This is a genomic window from Streptomyces sp. NPDC006476 (assembly GCF_040612015.1).
GTDB lineage: Bacteria > Actinomycetota > Actinomycetes > Streptomycetales > Streptomycetaceae > Streptomyces > Streptomyces griseorubiginosus_B.
Genome location: NZ_JBEXPK010000007.1, coordinates 191097 through 212361, shown reverse-complemented (window position 1 = coordinate 212361; position 21265 = coordinate 191097). Strand labels below are relative to the sequence as shown.

Below are 21265 nucleotides of genomic sequence, written 5' to 3'. Positions count from 1 at the left end.
GCACCGGTCAGGAGGCGCGCCCGACTTTCAACACGTGGACAGTGATGGTGTCGCCATCCGGCCGGTACAGCACACGCCAACTCCCCACGTGCAGCCGGTAGTAACCGGAGGAACCCACCACTGCGTGGGTCACGAAGCCGCCTCTCGGCGGTCTTCGGCCTCCCGTTGGGCCATGAACGCATCGTGGGACATGGACGGGCCTGACGGAGCGGCCTCGCGGGCTCTGGCCTCGGTGATGTCGGCCTCGTCGCGTAGCCGCTGCAACTCCTCCAGCTCGCTTATCGGGACGAGTGCGGCGGCGGGCTTGCCGTACTCGGTGATCAGGATGCGTTCCTGGCCGTGTCGGACCCGGCCCACCAGCTGACCGAGCTGGTTGCGGGCCTCTACGAGCGGGTACGTGTCCACGGAAAAACTGTACACACCTGCAGGTGTGTGCGACCTCGGCTCGTCAGCCGGATTGCTCGGGCTTGCGGACACCCGCGGTGAGTCCGAAGGCGTACGTCGTCAGGAAGCCGACGGTGTAGCCGGTCAGCAGGCCTCCCGCGTAGATCGCCGCCGTCAGGGCCGGGTTCCTGTTCCCCGACAGCAGGGGGAACAGGGCCCAGCCCGACGGTCCGATCGCCGTCGTCCCGACCCGGTCGCCGAGCAGCGCGAAGAAGCCGACGAACGCCCCGCCCGCCGCCCCGCCCGCGCAGGCGGTCAGGAAGGGGCGGCCCAGGGGGAGCGAGACGCCGTAGATGAGGGGCTCGCCGACGCCCAGCAGCCCGGCCGGCAGCGCGGACCTGATGGTGGTGCGGATGGAGGGGTCGTGGCGCAGACGGACGTACACCGCGATGGCGGCCCCCACCTGTCCCGCGCCCGCCATCGCCAGCAGGGGGAGCAGGACCGTGTAGCCCTGTTGTTCGATGAGGGTGGTGTGGATGGGGATCAGGGCCTGGTGGAGGCCCAGCATGACCAGCGGGAGGAAGAGACCGCCGAGGACCAGACCCGCCGCCGGGCCGGTCGTCGCCAGGAGCCAGTTGGCCGCGGTGCCGACGGCCGAGGAGACGGCGCCGGCCGCGTACATCAGGCCGTAGAGCGTCGCCAGGCCGGAGACCAGCACGGTGAGCGTGGGCGTGACCAGGACGTCCAGGGTCGGCGGCACCCAGGTACGGCACCACTTCTCGACGTACGTCGCCAGCAGCGCGGCGGCCAGGGCGCCGAGCACCCCGCCCTGGCCGGGGGAGAGGGCGACCCCGAAGGCGGTCACCTTCACCACGCCGGGATGCACGACGACCGCGGCCACCGCCCCGCCGAGCACCGGCGTCCCGCCGAACTCCTTCGCCGTGCCGTATCCGACGAACACCGCGATCAGCGCCATGAAGCCGGAGGCGACGGCGGTCAGGGCGGGGGTCAGGCCGGTCAGCCAACCGAGGTTCACGAGCAGCCCGTTGAGACCGGCGAGGACTCCGCAGCCGACCAGGGCGGGGATGAGCGGGACGAAGACGTTCGCGACGCGGCGGAGGAGGGACTTGACGGGCGTCGCGTTGCGCTGCCGCCGCGCCTCCCTCAACTCCGCTCCCCGGCGGGCGAGTTGGGTGGCGGCCGTCAGCTCCTCGAACTCCGCCGCCACCGGTCCCACCACCCCCGGCCCCAGCACGATCTGGTACGTCTCGTCGTCCACGAGCCCGAGCACCCCCGGTACGGCCCGCAGCGCCTCCTCGTCGACCCGTGACCGGTCGGCCAGACCGAGGCGCAGCCGGGTCATGCAGTGGGCGACGGAGGTGACGTTCGCGGGGCCGCCGACGAGGGGGAGGAGGGCGGCGGCGAGGTGGTCCTGTGAGGTCGGCACACCCCGAGCGTGCTGGTCAGCGGGGTGCCGCCGCCAGCGCGGCACGCAGATGTCCGCCGGACTCCTCCAGAAGGCGGGCAGCCGTCGGGCCGTCGACACCGGCCAGCACGGTGAGGATCGCGTTCTTCACCTCGCCGTCGGTGGCCGCGAGGGCCCGCTCGATCTCGTCGTCCGCGGCGCCGGTGGCGAGGGCGACGATACGGCGGGAACGGGCCCGCAGCTTGGCGTTGGAGGCGCGGACGTCGACCATCAGGTTCCCGTACGTCTTGCCGAGCCGGATCATCGTGATCGTCGACAGCATGTTCAGCACCAGCTTCTGCGCCGTGCCGGCCTTCAGACGGGTGGAGCCGGTCAGCAGCTCCGGGCCGACGACGACCTCGATGCCGTGCTCTGCGGCCGCCGCGAGCGCGCTGTCGGCGTTGCAGGCCAGGCCCACGGTGAGCGCGCCCAGCGCACGCGCGTGCTGCACGGCGGCGATCGCGTAGGGCGTGCGTCCGGAGGCGGAGACGCCGACGACGGTGTCGGCCGGGGTGAGGGCGAGGGCGACCAGGTCGGCGCGGGCGAGTTCGGCGGAGTCCTCCGCGCCCTCCACGGACGTGACCATCGCGGCCGGTCCGCCGGCGACGAGCCCCACGACCTGCTCGGGCCGGGTGTTGAAGGTCGGCGGGCACTCGGAGGCGTCCAGCACGCCGAGCCGCCCGGCGGTCCCGGCCCCGGCGTAGACCAGCCGCCCGCCCCGGCCCATCCGCTCGGCGATCGCGTCGATGGCGGCGGCGATCTCGGGCAACCGCTCGGCCACGGCCGCGGGGACGCTCGTGTCCTCCTGGTTCATCAGCCGGGCGATGTCGAGGGTGGGCAGCCGGTCGATGTCTGCGAGATCCGGACGGAAGGCCTCGGTGGTCAGCGATTCCAACTCGGCGCGGAGATCACGTGGGTTGGAGGTGGAGGTCATGGGGGCGGCTCTTTCGTGAAGTGCGAGTTCCTGAGCTGAAGCCGGGAGGGTCTACCGCCGGTGCCGGTGGGCGAGTGCCTCGTAGGAGGAGGCCAGCGCGGGCGCCGCCGTCTCGTAGGTCCGCTGCGCCACCCCCACGAAAAGACAGTCCACGACCAGCAGTTGACTGGTCCGGGAGGACATCGCCGCCGGCCGCAGCTCGCTCTCCCGGGCGGTGGACGTGGTCAGGACGTGGTCGGCGTACTGGGCGACCGGCCCGTCGGGGCGCCCGGTGATCGCCACCGTCGTGGCCCCGTGCTCGAAGGCCACGCGCAGTGGCTCGATGACGTCCCCCGTGGAGCCGGAGTGCGTGATCGCGATGGCCACGTCACCTCCGCGCAGCTGCACGGCGTTGGTCACCGCGAGGTGCGGATCGCTGTGCGCGTGGGCTATCAGCCCGATCCGCAGCAGCTTCTGCACGAGGTCCTGCGCGACGAGCCCCGAGGCCCCCACTCCGTACACGTCGATCCGCCGGGCCGCCGTCGCGGCCGCCACCGCCGCCCCCAACTGCACGGTGTCCAGCCCGGCAGCCGTGTCGGCGAGGGTCTGCTGCTCGTCGTAGGCGAGTTTCGCGACCACGTCCGCGATCGGGTCGTCGACCGCTATGTCGGTGGTGATGGCGGGCGCCCGCCCCGACTGCTGCTGGGCGGCGAGCCCCGCGAGGGCGAGGCGCAGATCCCGGTACCCGGGATAGCCGAGCAGCCGGGCGGTGCGTACGACCGTCGCCTCGCTCGTGCCGGTGAGTTCGGCGAGTCCGGTGACCGTGAGGGCCGCGCAGCCCGCCGGGTCGCTCGCGACCGCCTCGGCGACGCGCTGCATGGAGCGGGTCATGGAGGGGGCGAGGGTGCGCACCTTGGCGGCGAGCGCGGCGGGGGCGGGCGGGGCGGATGTCCCCGCGCCCCGGGCGGCGAAAATTTCCTTCACGTCCTGGGTCACTCATGAAAGATATTTTCGGCCCGGGGTCGCGGTCAAGAGTGCGCACAATGGATGCATGGATGATCCCTCCGACACCCCTGTCAGCCCCCTGGAGCAGGCGTTGCACGCGGCACGCGCCCTCGTGCTCAGCGACCTCGCCGCGGGCGAGGTGGCCGCGCCGGACGTGGTCTCGATGGTCGAGGAGTCCGTCGTCCAGCGGCGCTGGTGGGTGGAGCAGTGGCCGGAGGGCGCGCCCTATGTCGCCGGGCTGGTCGCGCAGGACGTCCAGGACGCCCTGCTGGAGACGCACGGCCGCTGGCCGCTGTGCCCGGTCTGCGGCTCCGGCGACCCGCACGCACTGGAGGTGGAGCCGGAGTTGGGACCCGATCCGCACTGGGTCTGCCACAAGGCGGGCGTGAAGGTCGCGGCGGTGGGCGCTCTGGGCTCGGCGCCCGGCGGGACGCGCCCGTCGTGACGCTCTACATCGACCCGCCGAACTGGCCGGGCCACGGCCGGATGTGGTCCCACCTCATCAGCGACGTCTCCTACGAGGAACTCCGGCTGTTCGCGGACGCGTTGGGCGTCCCCCGCCGCGCCTTCGAACGCGACCACTACGACATCCCCTCCCACCGGTACGCGGAGGTGGTGGCGGCCGGAGCGGTGGAGGTCAGCAGCCGCGAGGTGGTGCGGCTGCTGTACGGCGCCGGGCTGCGGCGGCGCAAGGGGCGGGTTCAGCGCGGGAGTTCGTAGGCGAGGAGGCCGTCCTCGTCCTCGCTGACCCTGCGGAAGCCGGCGCGGGTGACGACCGCCTGGGACGGGTGGTTGTCGCGGTCGACGGTGGCGAACAGGGAGGTGACGTCCTCGCGGGCGAACGCCCAGGCCCTGAGCGCCTCCAGCGCCTCGGTCGCGTAGCCGCTGCCGCGGGCGCCCTCGACCAGGTCGTAGCCGATCTCCACGCGTCCGTCCTCGTCGGGCACGCCGTGGAAGCCCATCCCGCCGATCGCCTGGCCGTCCTCCTTGCGGACGAGGGCGAAGACGCCGAACTCCGGGCGGTGTACGCCCCCTTCGTACGCCTTGAGCAGGAAGCTCGCGGCCTCCCGGGTACCCTCGAAGGGGCCGCCCTCCAGCCACAGGAAACCGCCGTCGCCGCCCATGACCAGATCCCGGGCCGCGGCAGGCGTGATGCCCTGGAGGGTGAGGCGCTCGGTGGTGTGGACGAGGTTGTTGTTCCAGCGCCACTCGGTGAGCCGCGCACGGCCGGGGAGCTCACCGCGGCCGGTGGCCCACAGCAGGGTCTCCCAGGGGGTGGGGCCGGGCTGGACGTGCGGGAAGATCCGGGTGAGGACGAACTCCGGCAGGTGCTGCGGGGGTTCGTAGGTGAGCCCCAGGGCACCCGCCACGTCGTGCGTGTGCAGCAGCACCTCCGCGATGCCCATCGCCGCGAACCCCTCGCGGTTGGCGCTGCGGAAGGGGTACGGGTGGAAGGCGCGGGCCTCTCGGGGCGCGGTGCGCACGGCGGCGGAGAGCAGGGCACCGGTCGCCTCGATGACGTGCAGCAGGCCGGAGTTGTCCGTGCCGTCGTCGAGCCTGATCTCGAAGGGGACGTAGTCGTCCTGGGCGAGTCCGGCGAGGTTGGCGGCGTAGGCGACGAGGTCCTCCGCGATGTGGAACGCCGTCTCGTGCACGCTCCACTCGAGCCCGGCGGCCCGCAGCCGCGCCCAGTCGCGCGCCACGGCGGGCCGCAGCGTCTCCACACAGCCGGCGACGGCCTCGGTCACGTACTCCCCGCCCACGTTTCGCATGCCCGCAGGCTACGACTCGCCGCTCTCGCCGAGCGACAGCATTTCCAGCTCGGCGGCAAGGTTGTAGCGGGCCGTCGCCTCCCACTCCGCCTGCCCGTACGGCGTGCGGAACAGGCGTGGCAGGTCGAGGAGTTGGCGCAGGATCTGCGAACGTCCCTCGCGGAAGGCGTCGTTCGGCACGAAGTGGTACTCCTCGCGGACGGCGGTCGTGTAGACGGCGTACGCGGACGGGGGCGAGGCGAGGACCGCGAGATCGGCGTCGCACAGCACCTGCCCGTCGCGGTCGTCGTCGGCGGGATCGTGGGTGACGGTGAGCCGGACCAGGCGGGCGACCTCGGCCGTCTTCTCCTCCGGCGCCCCGGCCTCCGGCAGCGCGCGCTCGGCCAGCCGGGCGGAGCGTTCCTCGTTCTCGGAGCGGTCGGGAAGATAGACGGCGTCGTGGAACCAGGCCGCGAGCCGCACCACGTCCGGGTCGTCGGCGTACTTCTCCAGGACGTCGATGTGGTCCAGGACCGCGGTGAGGTGCGCGAGCGTGTGATACCGCCGCTGCGGCTCCTGCCAGCGGGCCAGCAGGTTGTCGGCGTACGGCGCGGGGTCGGGGCCCGCGGACGCACCGCGGGCTCCTTCCAGGGCGCGGGTCCAGCGGCTGCGCAGGGCGTCGAGATCGGCCATGCGGTCATTCTCCCGTGACCGGCGCCCGCACCCCTAGCGTGGTGGTCATGACTTCTGCTGAGGTACGCGACCCCGAACTGCCCGGACGCCTGCTGATCCTCGAACGGGACGCCCTGATACCGCTGCTCCGCTCCCGTCCCGACGCGGACTTCGCCCTGCCCACGCCCGCGTGTCCCGGCTGGAGCGTGCGGGACGTGCTCGCGCACTGTTCCTCGGCGCTGAGCCGGGTGGTGGAGACCCGCTTCGAGAAGGGCGTCTTCTCGCCCGAGTCGAACGACCGGGACATCGCCGAGCGCGCCGAATGGACGAACCAGCAGGTCGTCGACGAGCTGGAGCGCGGGATGACCGAGGCGGGCCCGGTGATCGCCAAGGCCGGCGGGGTGCTGGACATGGTGGCGCTCGGGGAGTGGGTGCACGCGGGGGACGTACGGGACGTCTTCGGCGAGCCCGGCGCGTACGCGGGTCCCGGACTTCCGGACGCCCTCGCCCTCCTCGCCCGCATCACCCGGGAGAAGGCCCACGTCCCGCTGCACGCCGACCTCGACGACATGGACGAGCCGCTGCGGCTGGGCGAGGCCAGCGGCGAGCGGACGCCGGCGCGGTTCATCGGGGACGCCGCCACCCTCGTACGGCTGTACGCGGGGCGTCCGGTCGAGGGGCTGGACTTCGAGCTGGCCGGGGTGGAGGCGAGCGAGCTGAACATTTTCGGCTGAGGGGCGTCGTCGTGCGGGCGGGGGCAGGGGCGTAGTCTTTGAATTGGACTAGACCTGTGTGAGGGTCGTACCACCCGCCCAACCGACGAATGGGGTCCCATGAGCAAGCGTGCAGTCCTGGAGGTGATCGCCCTCGACGTCGAGGACGCGGTCGCCGCCCAGGCCGGAGGCGCGGACCGCCTCGAACTGGTCACCGACATGGCGGCCGACGGCCTCACCCCGTCGGCCGCCACCGTCACCGCGATCCGCGCCGCCGTCGACATCTCGCTGCGGGTGATGCTCCGTCTGACGGACGGGTTCGCGGCGGGGGACGCCGGCCGGGTGGCCCGGGTCGCACGCGAGATGCGGGAAGCGGGCGCCGAGGAGTTCGTCCTCGGGTTCCTGGACGCGGACGGGGGTGTCGACCTGGGCGCGGTCGAGCGGGTCGTGGGCGAGCTGGACGGCTGCCCGTGGACCTTCCACCGGGCGATCGACCGCGCCGCCGACCGGGACGCCCTGCGCAAGCAGCTGGACGGGCTGCCGGGACTGGACACCTATCTGACGGCCGGCTCGCCCACCGGGGTGGACGACGGCCTGCCCACCCTTCTGGCCGAGGCGGCCCGGCAGGGCGAGCCCGGGTACGAGCAGCGGGTCATGGTCGGCGGAGGTCTGCGCCTGGACCATCTGCCGCGGTTGCTGGCCGCCGGCGTCGACGCCTTCCACATCGGCGGGGCGGCGCGCCCGGGCGGCTGGGAGGCGCCGGTGTCGGCGCGGGCGGTGCGGGAGTGGCGCAGCTCGGTGGACCTGCCCAGGGACGCGGCGCTCGCTCGCCCGTAGCCGCTGTGTCAGAGGCGCGCAGTACGGTCCTGTCATGGCAGCCAGAATCGATCTGACGCTTGACTGCGCGGACGCCCAGCTCCTCGCCGCGTTCTGGAAGACCGCCCTGGGCTATGTCGACGAGCCGCCGCCCCCGCCCTTCGCGACCCGCGAGGAGTGGCTCGCCCAGTTCGACCTGCCCGAGGACGACGAGGACGACGCCGCGTGGCTGTGCGATCCGGACGGCGTCGGCCCCCGTCTGTCCCTTCTGAAGGTGCCCGAGCCCAAGACGGCGAAGAACCGGCTCCATATCGACATCAGGGTGCCGGGACACGGCGGTGCCGAGGAACGGTGGGCGCGGATCAGGGCGGAGGCCTGGCGTCTGGTCGAGGCGGGCGGCGAAGTGCTCACGGAGGTCGACGGTCACCACGTCGTGATGGCCGACCCCGAGGGCAACGAGTTCTGCGTCGCCGCCGCCGCTCCCTGACCCGACCCCGGCTGGCTCAGCCGGCCAGCTGGGCCGGCAGGGGGGCCGCGTGGGTGACGATCAGCCCGGAGACCGCCCGGGTCAGGGCCACGTACAGGCGGCGCAGTCCCGTGCGCTCGTCCGGCTCGCCGTCCACCACCGCCCGCGGCTCGTCGAGGACCACGTAGTCGTACTCCAGGCCCTTCGCGAGGGAGGCCGGGACCAGGGTGAGACGGGTCTCGGTCGTGGTCTCCTCGCCGGGGGCCAGATGGCCGATGCCCGCGGCCGTCAGCGCCTCGGCCAGCGCCGGTACTCGGGCGTCCGCGGCGATCAGGCCCGTGGAGCCCTCGTTGGCGAGCAACTCCTCGCAGGCGGCGATGACTTCGGCCGCGCCGGTGACCTCCCGCAGCGCGAAGAAACCCGGGTTCTCGCGGACCGAGGCGACCGGGGTGAGGCCGGGGGCGATGTGCGGGAGGAGGCGGGAGGCGTAGGTGATGACGTCCGTCGGGACGCGGAAACCGGCGGTCAGCTCCTCGATCACGCCGTCGGACTTGCCGAGGTGGGCGAGGGCCTCGTCCCAACTCCGCGTCGCCCACGGGGTCGTGCCCTGCGCGAGGTCGCCGAGGACGGTCGCCGAGCCGGTGGTGCAGCGGCGGCCGACGGCCCGGTACTGCATCGGGGAGAGGTCCTGCGCCTCGTCCAGGACCACGTGCCCGAGGGAGTGCGTGCGCTGGACCACGTCCGTGGCCTCGTCGATCAGCACGGCGTCCGCCGCCGACCACTTGGCGGACTTCACCGACCGCGCGGGCTTCTCCCACAGGATCGTCTTCTGCTCCTCCTCGGTGAGGATCCCCTGCGCGTGTACGGCGAGGAAGTCCGCGTCCGCGAGCAGGCGCAGGACCAGCTTCGCCGGGTCGACCGGCGGCCAGATCTCCTTCACGGCCGCCTTCACCGCCGTGTTGCGCGCCACCGCGTCCTGCACCCGGTCGTCCGGCGCCTCGCCCGACCGCTCCATCTGCACCAGCACGGCGTGCGCGATGCGCTGCGGCAGGGCCTCGCGGGCGGCGCCGTAACGGATGCCGCGCTCCAGCAACTCCCGCACGATGTCCTCGAGTTCGTACGCCGGGACGCGCCAGCGGCGTGAGCCGCGCACGACGACGACCGGTTCGGTGGGCATGGTCACGTGCGCGTAGACGGCCCGCCGCAGCACCTCCGCCATCCTTGCGTCGCCCTTGACGACCGCGGCCGCCGCGTCGTCGCGACCCTTGATCTCGACGTGCGCCACCAGGTCGTCCACGGTCGCCTGCTGGACGGTCAACTCACCCAGGGCGGGCAGCACTTGCTCGATGTAGTGCAGGAAGGAGCGGTTCGGCCCGATGACGAGCGTGCCGGTGCGGGCGAGCCGCTCCCGGTGGGCGTAGAGGAGATAGGCGACCCGGTGCAGACCGACCGCCGTCTTCCCGGTCCCGGGGCCTCCCTGGACGCAGACCGTCCCGCCGAGCCCGCTGCGGACGATCTCGTCCTGCTCGGGCTGGATGGTGGCGACGATGTCCCGCATCGGGCCCACGCGCGGACGCTCGATCTCCTGCTGGAGCAGCTTGCTGGTGCGGGCCGCCTCGTCGGGGTCGGAGAGGTGCTCGTCCTCGTACGCCGTGATGTCGCCGCGCGTGTAGCCGAAGCGGCGGCGCAGCGCGATGTCCATCGGGTCCTTCTTGGACGCCCGGTAGAACGGCTGCGAGACCGGCGCCCGCCAGTCGATGACCATGGGGTCGCCGTCGTGGTCGTGCACGTGCCGGCGCCCGATGTAGAAGCGTTCCCCGTCCGCCCCCTCGGCCTGCTCGGCGCCGGGGGAGTGCAGGTAGTCGAGGCGGCCGAAGAACAGCGGGGTGTCGCTGAGGTCGGCCAGCGCCTTGATCCGCTCGTCGATCTGGCGGGCCAGGACCTCGGCGTTGACCCAGTTCGCGGTGACGTCGCGGATGTCCAGCGACTCGACGTCCTCGCGCATGGCGCGCAGTGCGGCGCGGGAGTCGGCGAGGTGGGCGCGTTCGCGGGAGAGGGGGTCGTCGACGGACGTGGACAAGGGGGTGCCTCCGAAGGTGCCGCGGGCCGGGTGACTGCTGCTGCGAGGTGCCGACCGGTTTCCGTCCGGGCGGCGGCGCTCCGTCGAGGGAGGCGGGCAAGAGCGGAGATTCTAGGTGAGCGGTGCGCGCCGCTGCCAATGAATTTCCGGCGCCCGGAGCGCCCGTACCCCTCGGCCCCCTAGGGGATCACCCCTCCATCCCCCGATGGATGCCTCACCCACAAGGCGTACCCAGGTAGCACAGCGAATGGGGACCTTGGGCCGATGCCCCCTTTATGCCCGAAGAGCCACCATGGAGACATGAGTGCAGCGACCATCAACCCAGCCCCCGGTCGCCCGTCCGGTGCGACCCCGCTCTCCGGAGCCCACCCCGCCCACCGCCTGGGCAGCGCCCTGCGCGCGATCCGCGTCTTCGCGGGCGCCGCCTTCGACGTCGTCATCCTCGGCGAGTACGGCGAGGAAGCGGGCGTACGCCGCAAGTGACCCCGGGCCCAGGCCCTGGGGCCTGTCCGGAGGATCATGTCGGCGTCGAGGGGTCCGGCACGCCCATCTGCCGCGTTGTCGGCGGCCGCCGACTCCCCCACGCTCGAACAATCCTCACGCGGGGGACCCCCATCGGGTCGACTCCCTCCCCCGCTTTTCAGCTGCACGCGCCAGATCCCGCTCGGGTGGGTCACGAGGTGCCGCACCTCGCAGCCGGCCTGATCCGCCGGACCGGTCCTAGCCCTCCTCGGGCTGCAGGATTTCGTCCGCGTCCACGATTCGGTACGCGTAGCCCTGTTCCGCCAGGAAGCGTTGGCGGTGGGCGGCGAAGTCCTGGTCGATGGTGTCGCGGGCGACGACCGAGTAGAAGTGCGCCTGATGTCCGTCGGCCTTGGGGCGCAGGACCCGGCCGAGCCGCTGCGCCTCCTCCTGCCGGGACCCGAAGGTGCCCGACACCTGGATGGCGACGGTCGCCTCCGGCAGGTCGATCGAGAAGTTCGCCACCTTCGACACCACCAGCACGCTGATCTCCCCCTCCCGGAACGCGTCGAAGAGCCTCTCGCGCTGCGCGTTGGAGGTCTCGCCCTTGATCACGGGCGCGTTCAGGTGCTCGCCCAGCTCGTCGAGCTGGTCGATGTACTGGCCGATGACGAGGATCTGCTGACCGGCGAACCGGCGCACCAGCGCCTCCGTCACCTTCCGCTTGGTCGCGGTCGTCGCACAGAAGCGGTACTTCTCCTCCTGCTCGGCCGTGGCGTACGCCAGCCGCTCGGAGTCGGTGAGATTGACCCGTACCTCCACGCAGTCGGCCGGAGCGATGTACCCCTGCGCCTCGATCTCCTTCCACGGAGCGTCGAACCGCTTCGGGCCGATCAGCGAGAACACGTCCGACTCCCGGCCGTCCTCGCGCACCAGGGTCGCCGTCAGCCCCAGCCGCCGCCGCGCCTGCAGATCCGCGGTGAACTTGAACACCGGCGCCGGCAGCAGATGCACCTCGTCGTAGACGATCAGACCCCAGTCCCGGGAGTCGAAGAGCTCCAGATGGGGATAGATCCCCTTCCGCTTCGTCGTCAGCACCTGGTACGTGGCGATGGTGACCGGCCGGATCTCCTTGCGCGTCCCGCTGTACTCACCGATCTCGTCCTCGGTCAGCGAGGTCCGCTTCACCAGCTCGTGCTTCCACTGCCGGGCCGAGACGGTGTTGGTGACGAGGATGAGCGTGGTCGACTGCGCCTGCGCCATCGCGCCCGCGCCGACCAGCGTCTTGCCGGCCCCGCACGGCAGCACGACGACGCCGCTCCCGCCGTGCCAGAAGTTCTCCACGGCCTGCTTCTGGTACGGCCTGAGGGCCCAGCCGTCCTCGGCGAGCCCGATCGGGTGCGCCTCTCCGTCCACGTACCCGGCGAGGTCCTCGGCCGGCCAGCCCAGCTTCAGCAGCGTCTGCTTGATCTGCCCGCGCTCGGAGGGGTGCACGGCGACGGTGTCCGGGTCGATGCGGGCGCCGACCAGCGGCGCGATCCGCTTGGACCGCAGCACCTCCTCCAGCACCGGCCGGTCGGTGGTCGTCAGCACCAGCCCGTGCGCGGGATGCTTGCTGAGCGTGAGCCTGCCGTAGCGGTCCATCGTCTCGGCGACATCCACGAGCAGGGCGTGCGGCACCGGATACCGGCTGTACTGCACCAGCGCGTCGACCACCTGCTCGGCGTCGTGCCCGGCCGCGCGCGCGTTCCACAGGCCCAGCGGGGTCACCCGGTAGGTGTGGATGTGCTCCGGCGCCCGCTCCAGCTCCGCGAACGCGGCGATGGCCCGACGGCACTCGTCGGCCTGCTCGTGGTCGACCTCGAGCAGCAGTGTCTTGTCGGACTGGACGATCAGCGGACCATTCACGCGGGCACCCTTTCCCTGCGGCCGACCTCACCGGCCAAACGTCCAGTGTGCCCCATCCGCCCAGGAGCCGGGTCCTGAGCGTAAGCGGGGCGTGCGTGGGTTGTGGTGCCCGCAAACCGAATCCCATAGGGTTCGGCACGTATCGCGTGCCACGGTTCGCCGTCGCATGCTTGTGTGCGTGTGAAGGAAGCCGATGGACGCCAGCACCCGGATCGACCCATGCCTGCTCGATGTCACCGACCTGGGCATGGACACGCTGGACGGGTTGCTCGACGAGCGCCCCGACACCGTGCTGGGCGCGATGCTGCGACGCGTGGTCGACGAGGCCGTCAACCCGGCTGGCGTGCCGTACGCCGCCTTCGAGTCCTCGATCTGACCGGGCCGCCGGTCCGCCCCGGGCCGTACCGACGGCTTGAGGCGCCACCGGCGTGGGTATGACCCGGACGTGCTCCGGCATGGAGGTGTCACACCGTCAGGTCGGCCGGGGAGGTATCGGGGGGCGACTTGGTTCAGGAGCCGTACTTCTTCCTCAGCTATGCGCGGAAGGACGATCGCGACGAGTTCGTGAAGCGGTTCTACGACGATCTCGCGAAGGAGCTCCGCAGGATCGGCGCGGACCCGTCGGCGCAGCCGCCGTTCCGGGACGTCGAGGGGCTGGGGCTGGGCGCGAACTGGTCCCGGGTGCTGGGCCGGGCGGTGGGCCACTGCCGCGCCTTCGTCGCGCTGTACTCGCCGTCGTACCTGAGCAGCGAGTACTGCGGCAAGGAGTGGACGGCGTTCTGGGAGCGGCTCGAGCGGTACCGCCAGGAGACCGACATACCCAACGTGCCGGCGCTGGTCCCGGTCGTGTGGATGCCGGTGGAGGGCGAACTGCCCGACGAGGTGGCCAGTCTGCAGTACAACGAGGCCAGCATGGGCGACGAGTACCTCACGCACGGTCTGCTGCACCTGCTGAAGACCGACCCGCTGGGTCAGGCGTACCGCACGGTCGTCGAGAGGGTCGCGGCCCGGGTGCGGCTCGCCGCGGACCGGTTCCGGCTGCCGCACACGCCCGGCCTCGACCTCACGGACGTGCGGGGCCTGTTCCCGGTGGCCGGTCAGCGCTCCGCCGCGCCGGGCACCGGGCACGTGCAGGTCTTCCTGGCCGCCGGAGTCGCCGACCCGCTGCCGCAAGGACGCAACCGGCCGGAGTACTACGGGCGTTCGCCCCGGGAGTGGACGCCGTACCACCCGCCGAAGAACCCGACGGTCGCCCACCGGGCGCAGAAGGTGATCGTGCAGGAGGGGTACACCAGCAACATCGAGGTGGTCGACGACGGACTCAGCGGCCGCCTCGACGAGACCCTGCAGAACAACCAGACCAGCATCCTGCTGGTCGACCCGTGGGCCGTGCGCACCGGGACCTATCGGGACGCCCTTGCCGACTACGACGCCCAGAACCGCCCGGCCACCGGTGTCCTGGTGCCCTGCCACGCGTCGGACGAGGAGTCCGGCGACGAGGCCATCTGGCAGGACCTGAGCCGGGTGCTGTGGCGCAACTGGCGCCGGCACAACGACCCCAACGACCCGCTGTTCCGGGTACGGGTCGCCGAGGACGAGTTCGACGGCCGGCTCGCCGTGATGCTGGCGGTGGCGCAGAACCGGCTGATGGAGATGGAGAGCACCACTCCCTTCCGGCTGCCCGAGGGACCGCCCCCGCCGCCGCTGCCCTGGGCCGAGCCACCCCCCACGACCCGCGACCAAGGACTCGACGACGATGACCAGTAGGCCTGACGGACCGGGCAAGATCGTCACCTTCTACTCGTACAAGGGCGGCACCGGTCGCACCATGGCGCTGGCCAACGTGGGCTGGATCCTCGCGAGCGCGGGTCACCGGGTGCTGCTGGTGGACTGGGATCTCGAGGCGCCCGGTCTGCACCGGTACCTCCACCCCCTGCTGGTCGACCCCGAACTGCGCTCCTCCAACGGCCTGATCAACATGGTGCAGTCCTATGTGCGCACCGTGATCAGCCGTGAGGAGCCCCCGGTCCGCGCGGGCGTCGTCGGCGGATCCGGACCACGCCCGCCGGCGGCGGCCGAGTCCGAGGGCTGGCTGCAGGACGCCGCGGACCCGACGCCGTACACCGTGGGACTGATGCTGGAGCAGCCCTCCGGCGGGCGCTTGGACTTCCTGCCCGCCGGACGCCAGTCGGCCGCCTACTCCGCCGCCGTCACCAGCTTCAACTGGCACACCTTCTACAACGAACTCGGCGGCGGCCACTTCCTGCAGGCCCTGCGGGAGCGGATGATCACCGCCTACGACTACGTGCTCATCGACAGCAGGACCGGCGTGAGCGACACGAGCGGCATCTGCACCGTTCTGCTGCCCGACATCCTCGTCGACTGCTTCACCATGAGCGCCCAGAGCATCCGCGGCGGCGTGGAGGCCGCGGCCACCGTCAAACGCTCCGCACCCCGGCCCATCAAGGTGCTCCCGGTCCCCATGCGCGTGGAGGAGGCCGAGACGGAGCGGCTGGAGGCCGGGCGGGACTACTGCCGCAGCGAGTTCGCCCCCTACCTGGACTGGCTGCCGGAGGAGGACCGCACCCGCTACTGGGGCGAGATCGAGGTGCCCTACAAGGCGTTCTACGCCTATGAGGAGATCCCCGCCACCATCGCCGACCGTCCCCGCCAGGAGCGTTCGCTGCTCACCGCGTTCGAGCGGCTCACCGAGTGGATCTCGGAGGGCCGGGTGCCCCGGTTCACCCCGCTGCCCGCGGACCGGCGCGCCGAACTGCGCACCGCCTACCTGCGTGCCCCGCGTACCCTGCCCACCCAGATCTACGTCAGCTACGCGCCGCTGGGCCGGATGTGGGCCGAGTGGGCCGCGGACGCCCTGGAGTCGGTCGGCTACCAGGTCTCCCTGCACAGCACGGTCGGCCCCGACGGCGCCGTACTGCCCGAGGTGGCCGGCACCCTGGGCGGCCTGGGCCGGGTGCTGGCCCTGCTGTCGCCGGAGTACGCGGCCCAGTCGCGCGCCGCCGCGATCCGCTTCCAGCTGGCGGGACACGAGACGACCGCCGGTCCCGGTCTGGTCGCCGTGCGTCTCCAGGACCTCGACCCGGCCGCCACGGAGGCGTACTTCGACAGCGTCGTGGCCGATCTCAGCCGCAGCGGCGCCGCCGAGGCCTTCGACCAGCTCCTCACCGCCCTCGGGCCGGCGCCGGGCCGCCGTTCTCAGGACGGCTCCACGCCGCCCCTGGGCACGGCCCTGCCGATCTTCCCCGGCACGATACCGGCGGCCCTTCGACTCCCCTCCCGCCATATCGGCTTCGTCGGGCGCGGTCCGCTCCTCGAGCGCCTGCGCGACCACTTCACCGCCGGCCCCACCGCCGCCGTGACCAGTCAGGCGCTGTACGGACTCGGCGGCATGGGCAAGACCCAGACCGCCCTGGAGTACGCCCACCGCTACCGGGCCGCCTACGACGTGGTCTGGTGGATGAACGCCGCCCAGCCCGGCCTGATCCGCTCCGCGCTGGCCGACCTCGCCCCCGACCTCGGCCTGGAGCGCGGCGAGGACGTGGGCAGCACCGCCGAGACCGTGCTGCGCGCCCTCGCCCAGGGACGGCCGTACGGCCGCTGGCTGCTGGTGTACGACAACGCCGGCAGCCCCACCGAACTCGACGGGCTCATCCCGGAGGGGCCGCCCGGCGGGCATGTGCTGATCACCTCACGGGACCGGGCCTGGGTCAACAGCGTGGGCCGGGCCGAGGTCGAGGTCTTCACCCGCGCGGAGAGCGTCGAGGTGCTGCTCAGGTCCAACCCGCAGCTGGCCGCCGAGGACGCCGAGCAGATCGCCCACGAACTCGGCGACCTGCCGCTGGCGGTGGGACAGGCGGCGGTCTGGCTGAGCCAGAGCAGCATGCCGGTCGACATCTACCTCACCCGGCTGCGCGACCGCCCCACGGACATCCTCGAACACACCCCCCTGCCGCCCCGGGAGTACCCCAACTCCGCCGCCCGCACCTGGCAGATCGCGGTGGAGGAGTTGCGCGAGAGCAACCGGGCCGCCGTCGAGATGCTGGAGATCTGCTCCTTCTTCGGCCCCGATCCGATCCCCATGCGGCTGCTCTACAGCCGGGCCGTCACCCAGGCCCTCACCATCGACGCCGCCGAACTCGACGTCTCCGTCGCCAAGTTGCTACGGGCCCTCAACCGCTTCGGGCTGGCCCGCTTCGACCAGGGCAGCGAGACCCTGACCGTGCACCGGCTGGTCCAGGCCGTCGTCCGGGACGGCGTCGGCCCCCAGCGCTGGAAGGAACTGCGCAGGGTGGTGCACACGGCGCTGGTGGACGCCAAGCCCCGCGATCCGGACGCCACCCCGGACTGGCCCGAGTACGACGAACTCCTGCCCCATCTGGAGCCCTCGCGCGCCGCAGCCGACCCCGACCCCGAGGTCCGCCGGCTGATCATCGACTCGGTGCGCTACCTGTGGCGCCGCAGCCTCTATGGCACCGCCCACGACCTCGCCGTACGCACCCTGGAACGCTGGGAGCGGCCGGACTTCCCGGACGCCGGCCCCGACGACACACAGACCCTGCTGCTGCGCACCCAGCTCGGCAACGTACAACGCTCACAGGGGCGGTTCTGGGAGGCGCACGAAACGAACTCGGACGTCCTGCGGCGGTTCACCGCGACCAAGGGGGAGGACTACCCGGCCACCCTCGCCGCGGCCGGCAACGTCGGTGCCGACCTGCGCGCCCTCGGCCGCTACCAGGAGGCCCGCGAACTGGACCGGAGCACCCACCGGATGGCGCTCCACGAGTTCGGCGAGGACGATCGGCGGACCCTGATGTACGCCAACAACCTGGGGATGTCCGAGTATCTGGCGGGTGACCGCCGGGCCGCCCTGGACCTGCACCGCACGGCCTACGAACGGCAGCGCGAGAACCAGGGCGCCACGAAACCGGCCACCCTCAACTACGCCAACAACTACGCCCGCGACCTGCGGGAGACCGGTCAACTCCGGGCTGCACTGGAGCTGTTGGAGACGACCACTCGTCTCTACCACCAGGTCCTCGGCGACGGACACAGCGACACCCTGCGGGCCCGCAAGAACCTGGCCGTAGCCCTGCGCCGGGACGGCCGCTACTCCGACGCCCGGGACGTCGACCAGGACATCTACGAGCGCTACCGCGACACCCACGGCCGCGACCACTACGACACCCTCGCCGCCGCCTGCAACCTGGCCAGCGACCTCGCCGCGCTCGGTGACACGGCCCGGGCGCTGGAGCTGGCCGAGAAGGCGCTCGGCCGCTACAAGGACTACCTGGGCGAGGAACACCCGGTCACCCTGGTCTGCGCCAGCAACATGGCGGTGTACCTGAGGACGCTGGGCCGCACCGACGAGGCGCTGGCGTCCTCCAGACGCACCATGGGACAGCTGGTCGAGGTTCTCGGGGCGTCCCACCCCTACATCTACAGCTGTGTCGTCAACCACGCCAACGACCTCGTGGCCGCCGGCCGCGCCGAGGAGGCCGCGGAGCAGGAGAGCCGGGCCCGCGAGGGCCTGTTCCCGTCCCTCGGCGCCGACCACTACGACGTCGTCGCCGCCACCTCCAACCTCTCGCTCACCCTGCGCTCCCTCGGCCGCGCGGCGGAGGCGGACCGTCTGCACCGGGAGGCCCTGGAGCGCGCGAGACGCACCCTGGGGGCGCAGCACCCGACGACGCAGGCGATCGCCGCCGGGACCCGGCTGAACTCCGACATCGAACCGCCGACCATCTGAGCGGGCCGGTCGCGTCCACCACCCGGCGTGCCCGCCGGCTGACGGGCTGTAGGATGCGGCCACCCGCCACGCCCCAATTCCCGGGCCGCCCCGGCCGCAGGCGGGAGCGGCACGGGCACCGGTGCGATCCAGCGAGGCTGGCCCATGGTCCCCTTCCGGCAGTTCCTGCTGAAGATCCACAGCCGCTGCAACCTCGCGTGCGACTACTGCTACGTGTACGAGTCGGCGGACCAGAGCTGGCGCGACCGCCCCCGGGTCATGGACCCCCGCACCGTGCGGCGTACGGCGGCCCTCATCGCCGGGCACGCCCGGGACCACGGTCTGAGCGAGGTGCATGTCGTCCTGCATGGCGGCGAGCCCCTGCTGGTGGGCGCCGCCCGGCTTGACGCGCTGCTCGGTGTGCTCGCCGACGCCCTCGACGGGGTGGCGGACCTGCGGCTCACCCTGCAGACCAACGGACTGCGGCTCGTCGAGGACCCGGCGCTGCTGCCGGTGCTGGCCCGGCACGGGGTGCGGATCGGGGTCAGCCTCGACGGCACCGCCGCCACCCACGACCGGCACCGGCGGCGTCCCGACGGGCGGGGCAGCCACGCGGGGGTCGCCCGGGCCCTGCGGCTCCTCGCCGAGGGTCCGTACCGCCCGCTGTACGCCGGGCTGCTGTGCACCGTCGACCTGGCCGCCGACCCGGTGGAGACCTACGAGGCCCTGCTCGAGTTCGCCCCGCCGCGGCTGGACCTGCTGCTGCCGCACGGCACCTGGCACACCCCGCCGCCCGGACTGGCCGGCCGCACCGTTGTGCCCCCGACGGCGCCCGGAGCCGAGCCGGGGCAGCCGGTGCCGTACGCGCGCTGGCTCTGTGCCGTCTTCGACCGCTGGTACGGCGCGCCCCGCCGGGAGACCGGGATCCGGCTCTTCGAGGAGATCGCGGCCCTGCTGCTCGGCGGCACCGCCCGCAGCGAGGCGGTCGGGCTCGCCCCGGTCGACCTGGTCGTGGTCGAGACCGACGGGACCATCGAACAGGCCGACTCGCTGAAGGTCGCCTACGACGGCGCCCCGGCCACCGGCCTGGACGTCTTCACGCACAACTTCACCGACGCCGCCCGCCACGAGGCCTTCCGAGCCCGGCAGCGGGGGCGGGCCGGGCTGGCCCCCGTCTGCGCGGCCTGCCCGCGTTCGGCGGTCTGCGGCGGAGGCCTGTACGCCCACCGCTACCGCCCCGACGCCACGCCGACCCCGTTCGCGGCGCCGTCCGTGTACTGCCCCGACCTGGCCGCCTTGATCGACCACATCACCACCCACCTGCACCGGGACCTCACCGCACTGGCAGCGGCAACCCGACCGGCCCCGAGATGACCCCACCACCCCCCGCCCCCGCGTCCGTGGCGCCTGTGTCCGTGCCGCCTGTGTCCGTGCCGCCTGTGTCCGTGGCGCGCGTGTCGGTGGCGCGTGTGTCGGTGGCGCTTGTGTCCGTGCCGCCCGTCTCGGTGGCGCGCGTGTCCGTGGCGCCGGTGTCCCTGGCGCTTGTGTCGGTGGCGCTTGTGTCCGTGCCGCCTGTGTCCGTGGTGCCGGTGTCCCTGGCGCCTGTGTCGGTGGCGTGCGTGTCCGTGGTGCCGGTGTCCGTGGTGCCGGTGTCCGTGCCGCCCGTGTCTGTGGCGCCTGTGTCCGTGGCGTGCGTGATCGTCCTGCCGGTGTCCGTGCCGCCCGTGTCCGTGCCGCTGTGTCCGTGGCGTGCGTGGCCGTCCTGCCCGTGTCCGTGCCGCCCGTGTCCGTGCCGTCCGTGAGGAGTGAGCCCGTCGTGCCTGTTCCGCCCGCCGTCCCCACCCCCGACGTGCCGTCCGCCGCCGGCCCCCTCGTCCCGCTCGACCTGGACCCGGACCTGTTCGACGCCCTCGCCCGGGCCCGGGGCGGGGTCGGGGGCGTGGAGGTGCTGCGGCGCGGGCAGCTCAGCAAGCGGACCCTGCTGGCCGTGGCCGTGCGCCGGGCGCTGCCCGACGACGCCGGCTTCCAGGGGGCGTACCGGCGGCTGGCGTGCATGCAGCGGCAGGAGCCGGGGCGGTGGCGGGAGGCCATGCTGCATCCCTACCTCGACGAAGGACTGGCCCGCGCGCTCGCCGAGTGCGCCCGCGGCCACCGCCCCGACCTCGCCTGGTTCGGCGAACTCGTCGACGGAGGGCCGGCCGCGCTGTGCGGACCCCGTCTGCTGACCGCCGAGTGCGACGGCGCCGTGCTGCGCCTGCGGCTCGCCGACCGGGGCCCCTTCCGCGCCGTGCACGGCCATCCGCCGGCCGGTGTGCAGAGCACGGGCGAGGCGGAGGGCTGGCAGCGGTCACTGGACGGCGCCTGGCGGGTGCTGGTCCGCCGCCACCCCTGGCACGCCCGGGCCATCGCCGCCTGTCTGTCCACCCTGGTGCCGCTGCACCCCGCCCCCGGCGGCACCTCGGTGAGCTCGGCGGCCCGCCGGGCCCACGGCGCCGTCGCCCTCTCCCCGCCCGGCGACCCGGTGCTCTTCGCGCTGACCCTGGTCCACGAGTTCCTGCACGTCCAGCTCGCCGCCCTGCTCGACCTGGTCCCGCTGTACGGCCCGCCCTCGCCCGCCCGCTACCGGGCCCCCTGGCGCCCCGACCCGCGCCCCCTGGACGCGCTCTTCACCGGCACCTACGCGCACCTGGGCGTGTGCGACTTCTGGCACACCGAGCACACCACCGCCCCGCCCGACCCCCGGGCCGACCGGGAGCACACCACCTGGCACGGACACACCCGCGCCGCCGTCGGCACCCTCCTCGGCAGCGGCGAACTCCTGCCCGCGGGCCGCCGCTTCACCGAGGAGATGGGCCGCGCCCTCGACCGCGCCGGCGCCTGAGCG

General features: G+C 72.8%; 20 protein-coding genes. 11 read left to right on the top strand and 9 right to left on the bottom strand.

Annotated features, from left to right (window positions below; genetic code table 11):
- Window positions 1–7 precede the first annotated feature (7 nt).
- Genes ABZZ74_RS10600 through ABZZ74_RS10580 form a run of 5 tightly spaced genes read right to left on the bottom strand, consistent with a single transcriptional unit; the run spans window position 8 to window position 3758 of the window.
- Complete coding sequence (locus tag ABZZ74_RS10600) at window positions 8–118, bottom strand: type II toxin-antitoxin system RelE/ParE family toxin (protein ID WP_356763305.1); 111 nt, start codon at window positions 116–118, stop codon at window positions 8–10.
- 11 nt (window positions 119–129) lie between these two features.
- Entirely contained in the window at window positions 130–405 is a 276-nt protein-coding gene (locus ABZZ74_RS10595; protein ID WP_356763219.1) for a type II toxin-antitoxin system Phd/YefM family antitoxin, read from the bottom strand.
- Between the two features lie 43 nt (window positions 406–448).
- Entirely contained in the window at window positions 449–1831 is a 1383-nt protein-coding gene (locus tag ABZZ74_RS10590) for a PTS transporter subunit EIIC (protein ID WP_356763217.1), read from the bottom strand.
- A gap of 16 nt (window positions 1832–1847) precedes the next feature.
- Window positions 1848–2783 carry an N-acetylmuramic acid 6-phosphate etherase gene (murQ, locus tag ABZZ74_RS10585; RefSeq protein ID WP_356763215.1) on the bottom strand — a complete coding sequence of 312 codons (936 nt, stop codon included), beginning with the start codon at window positions 2781–2783 and terminating at the stop codon, window positions 1848–1850.
- A gap of 51 nt (window positions 2784–2834) precedes the next feature.
- Complete coding sequence (locus ABZZ74_RS10580) at window positions 2835–3758, bottom strand: MurR/RpiR family transcriptional regulator (RefSeq protein WP_133045657.1); 924 nt, start codon at window positions 3756–3758, stop codon at window positions 2835–2837.
- Window positions 3759–3813: 55 nt separating this feature from the next.
- Here ABZZ74_RS10580 and ABZZ74_RS10575 point away from each other — a divergent pair, with 55 nt between their 5' ends.
- Both ABZZ74_RS10575 and ABZZ74_RS10570 read left to right on the top strand, forming a co-directional pair.
- On the top strand, window positions 3814–4212 hold the full coding sequence (locus tag ABZZ74_RS10575) for a hypothetical protein (protein WP_356763213.1): 399 nt from the start codon (window positions 3814–3816) through the stop codon (window positions 4210–4212).
- On the top strand, window positions 4209–4487 hold the full coding sequence (locus ABZZ74_RS10570) for a DUF4031 domain-containing protein (RefSeq protein WP_356763211.1): 279 nt from the start codon (window positions 4209–4211) through the stop codon (window positions 4485–4487). The genes ABZZ74_RS10575 and ABZZ74_RS10570 overlap by 4 nt, the downstream gene beginning before the upstream one ends.
- On the opposite strand, the gene ABZZ74_RS10565 is transcribed toward ABZZ74_RS10570, so the two are convergent.
- Together ABZZ74_RS10565 and ABZZ74_RS10560 are read right to left on the bottom strand one after the other, a co-directional pair.
- Window positions 4469–5539 (bottom strand): GNAT family N-acetyltransferase, encoded by a 1071-nt coding sequence (locus ABZZ74_RS10565; protein WP_356763209.1) that lies wholly within the window; start codon window positions 5537–5539, stop codon window positions 4469–4471. The two genes, ABZZ74_RS10570 and ABZZ74_RS10565, sit on opposite strands and share 19 nt — an antisense overlap.
- Before the next feature lie 9 nt (window positions 5540–5548).
- Entirely contained in the window at window positions 5549–6211 is a 663-nt protein-coding gene (locus ABZZ74_RS10560; protein WP_356763207.1) for a hypothetical protein, read from the bottom strand.
- A 47-nt stretch (window positions 6212–6258) separates the two neighbouring features.
- Between ABZZ74_RS10560 and ABZZ74_RS10555 the strand changes: the two genes are divergently transcribed.
- The 3 genes from ABZZ74_RS10555 to ABZZ74_RS10545 all read left to right on the top strand — a co-directional run bounded on the left by ABZZ74_RS10555 (window position 6259) and on the right by ABZZ74_RS10545 (window position 8206).
- A complete protein-coding gene (locus ABZZ74_RS10555) occupies window positions 6259–6924 on the top strand; it encodes a maleylpyruvate isomerase family mycothiol-dependent enzyme (protein ID WP_356763205.1) in 666 nt (221 codons plus the stop codon).
- Between the two features lie 99 nt (window positions 6925–7023).
- The gene (locus ABZZ74_RS10550; RefSeq protein WP_356763203.1) at window positions 7024–7740 is read left to right on the top strand and encodes a copper homeostasis protein CutC; all 717 of its coding nucleotides are present in this window, start codon (window positions 7024–7026) and stop codon (window positions 7738–7740) included.
- Between the two features lie 34 nt (window positions 7741–7774).
- On the top strand, window positions 7775–8206 hold the full coding sequence (locus ABZZ74_RS10545; RefSeq protein WP_356763201.1) for a VOC family protein: 432 nt from the start codon (window positions 7775–7777) through the stop codon (window positions 8204–8206).
- A gap of 16 nt (window positions 8207–8222) precedes the next feature.
- On the opposite strand, the gene ABZZ74_RS10540 is transcribed toward ABZZ74_RS10545, so the two are convergent.
- Window positions 8223–10190, bottom strand: a complete 1968-nt coding sequence (locus tag ABZZ74_RS10540; protein WP_356763303.1) for a UvrD-helicase domain-containing protein — start codon at window positions 10188–10190, stop codon at window positions 8223–8225.
- Window positions 10191–10565: 375 nt separating this feature from the next.
- On the opposite strand from ABZZ74_RS10540, the gene ABZZ74_RS10535 reads away from it, so the two are divergent.
- Window positions 10566–10748 (top strand): hypothetical protein, encoded by a 183-nt coding sequence (locus tag ABZZ74_RS10535; protein WP_356763199.1) that lies wholly within the window; start codon window positions 10566–10568, stop codon window positions 10746–10748.
- A 237-nt stretch (window positions 10749–10985) separates the two neighbouring features.
- On the opposite strand, the gene ABZZ74_RS10530 is transcribed toward ABZZ74_RS10535, so the two are convergent.
- Window positions 10986–12635: a DNA repair helicase XPB gene (locus ABZZ74_RS10530; RefSeq protein WP_208784323.1), complete on the bottom strand. Its 1650-nt coding sequence runs from the start codon at window positions 12633–12635 to the stop codon at window positions 10986–10988.
- A 193-nt stretch (window positions 12636–12828) separates the two neighbouring features.
- Here ABZZ74_RS10530 and fxsA point away from each other — a divergent pair, with 193 nt between their 5' ends.
- The 5 genes from fxsA to ABZZ74_RS10505 all read left to right on the top strand — a co-directional run bounded on the left by fxsA (window position 12829) and on the right by ABZZ74_RS10505 (window position 21262).
- On the top strand, window positions 12829–13011 hold the full coding sequence (fxsA, locus tag ABZZ74_RS10525) for an FxSxx-COOH cyclophane-containing RiPP peptide (RefSeq protein ID WP_356763197.1): 183 nt from the start codon (window positions 12829–12831) through the stop codon (window positions 13009–13011).
- A gap of 128 nt (window positions 13012–13139) precedes the next feature.
- Entirely contained in the window at window positions 13140–14402 is a 1263-nt protein-coding gene (fsxC, locus tag ABZZ74_RS10520; RefSeq protein WP_356763195.1) for an FxsC protein, read from the top strand.
- Window positions 14392–18402, top strand: a complete 4011-nt coding sequence (fxsT, locus tag ABZZ74_RS10515; RefSeq protein ID WP_356763193.1) for an FxSxx-COOH system tetratricopeptide repeat protein — start codon at window positions 14392–14394, stop codon at window positions 18400–18402. The genes fsxC and fxsT overlap by 11 nt, the downstream gene beginning before the upstream one ends.
- Window positions 18403–18546: 144 nt before the next feature.
- Window positions 18547–19755 (top strand): FxsB family cyclophane-forming radical SAM/SPASM peptide maturase, encoded by a 1209-nt coding sequence (locus ABZZ74_RS10510; protein WP_356763191.1) that lies wholly within the window; start codon window positions 18547–18549, stop codon window positions 19753–19755.
- Window positions 19756–20197: 442 nt separating this feature from the next.
- Complete coding sequence (locus tag ABZZ74_RS10505; RefSeq protein WP_356763189.1) at window positions 20198–21262, top strand: HEXXH motif-containing putative peptide modification protein; 1065 nt, start codon at window positions 20198–20200, stop codon at window positions 21260–21262.
- Window positions 21263–21265 lie beyond the last annotated feature (3 nt).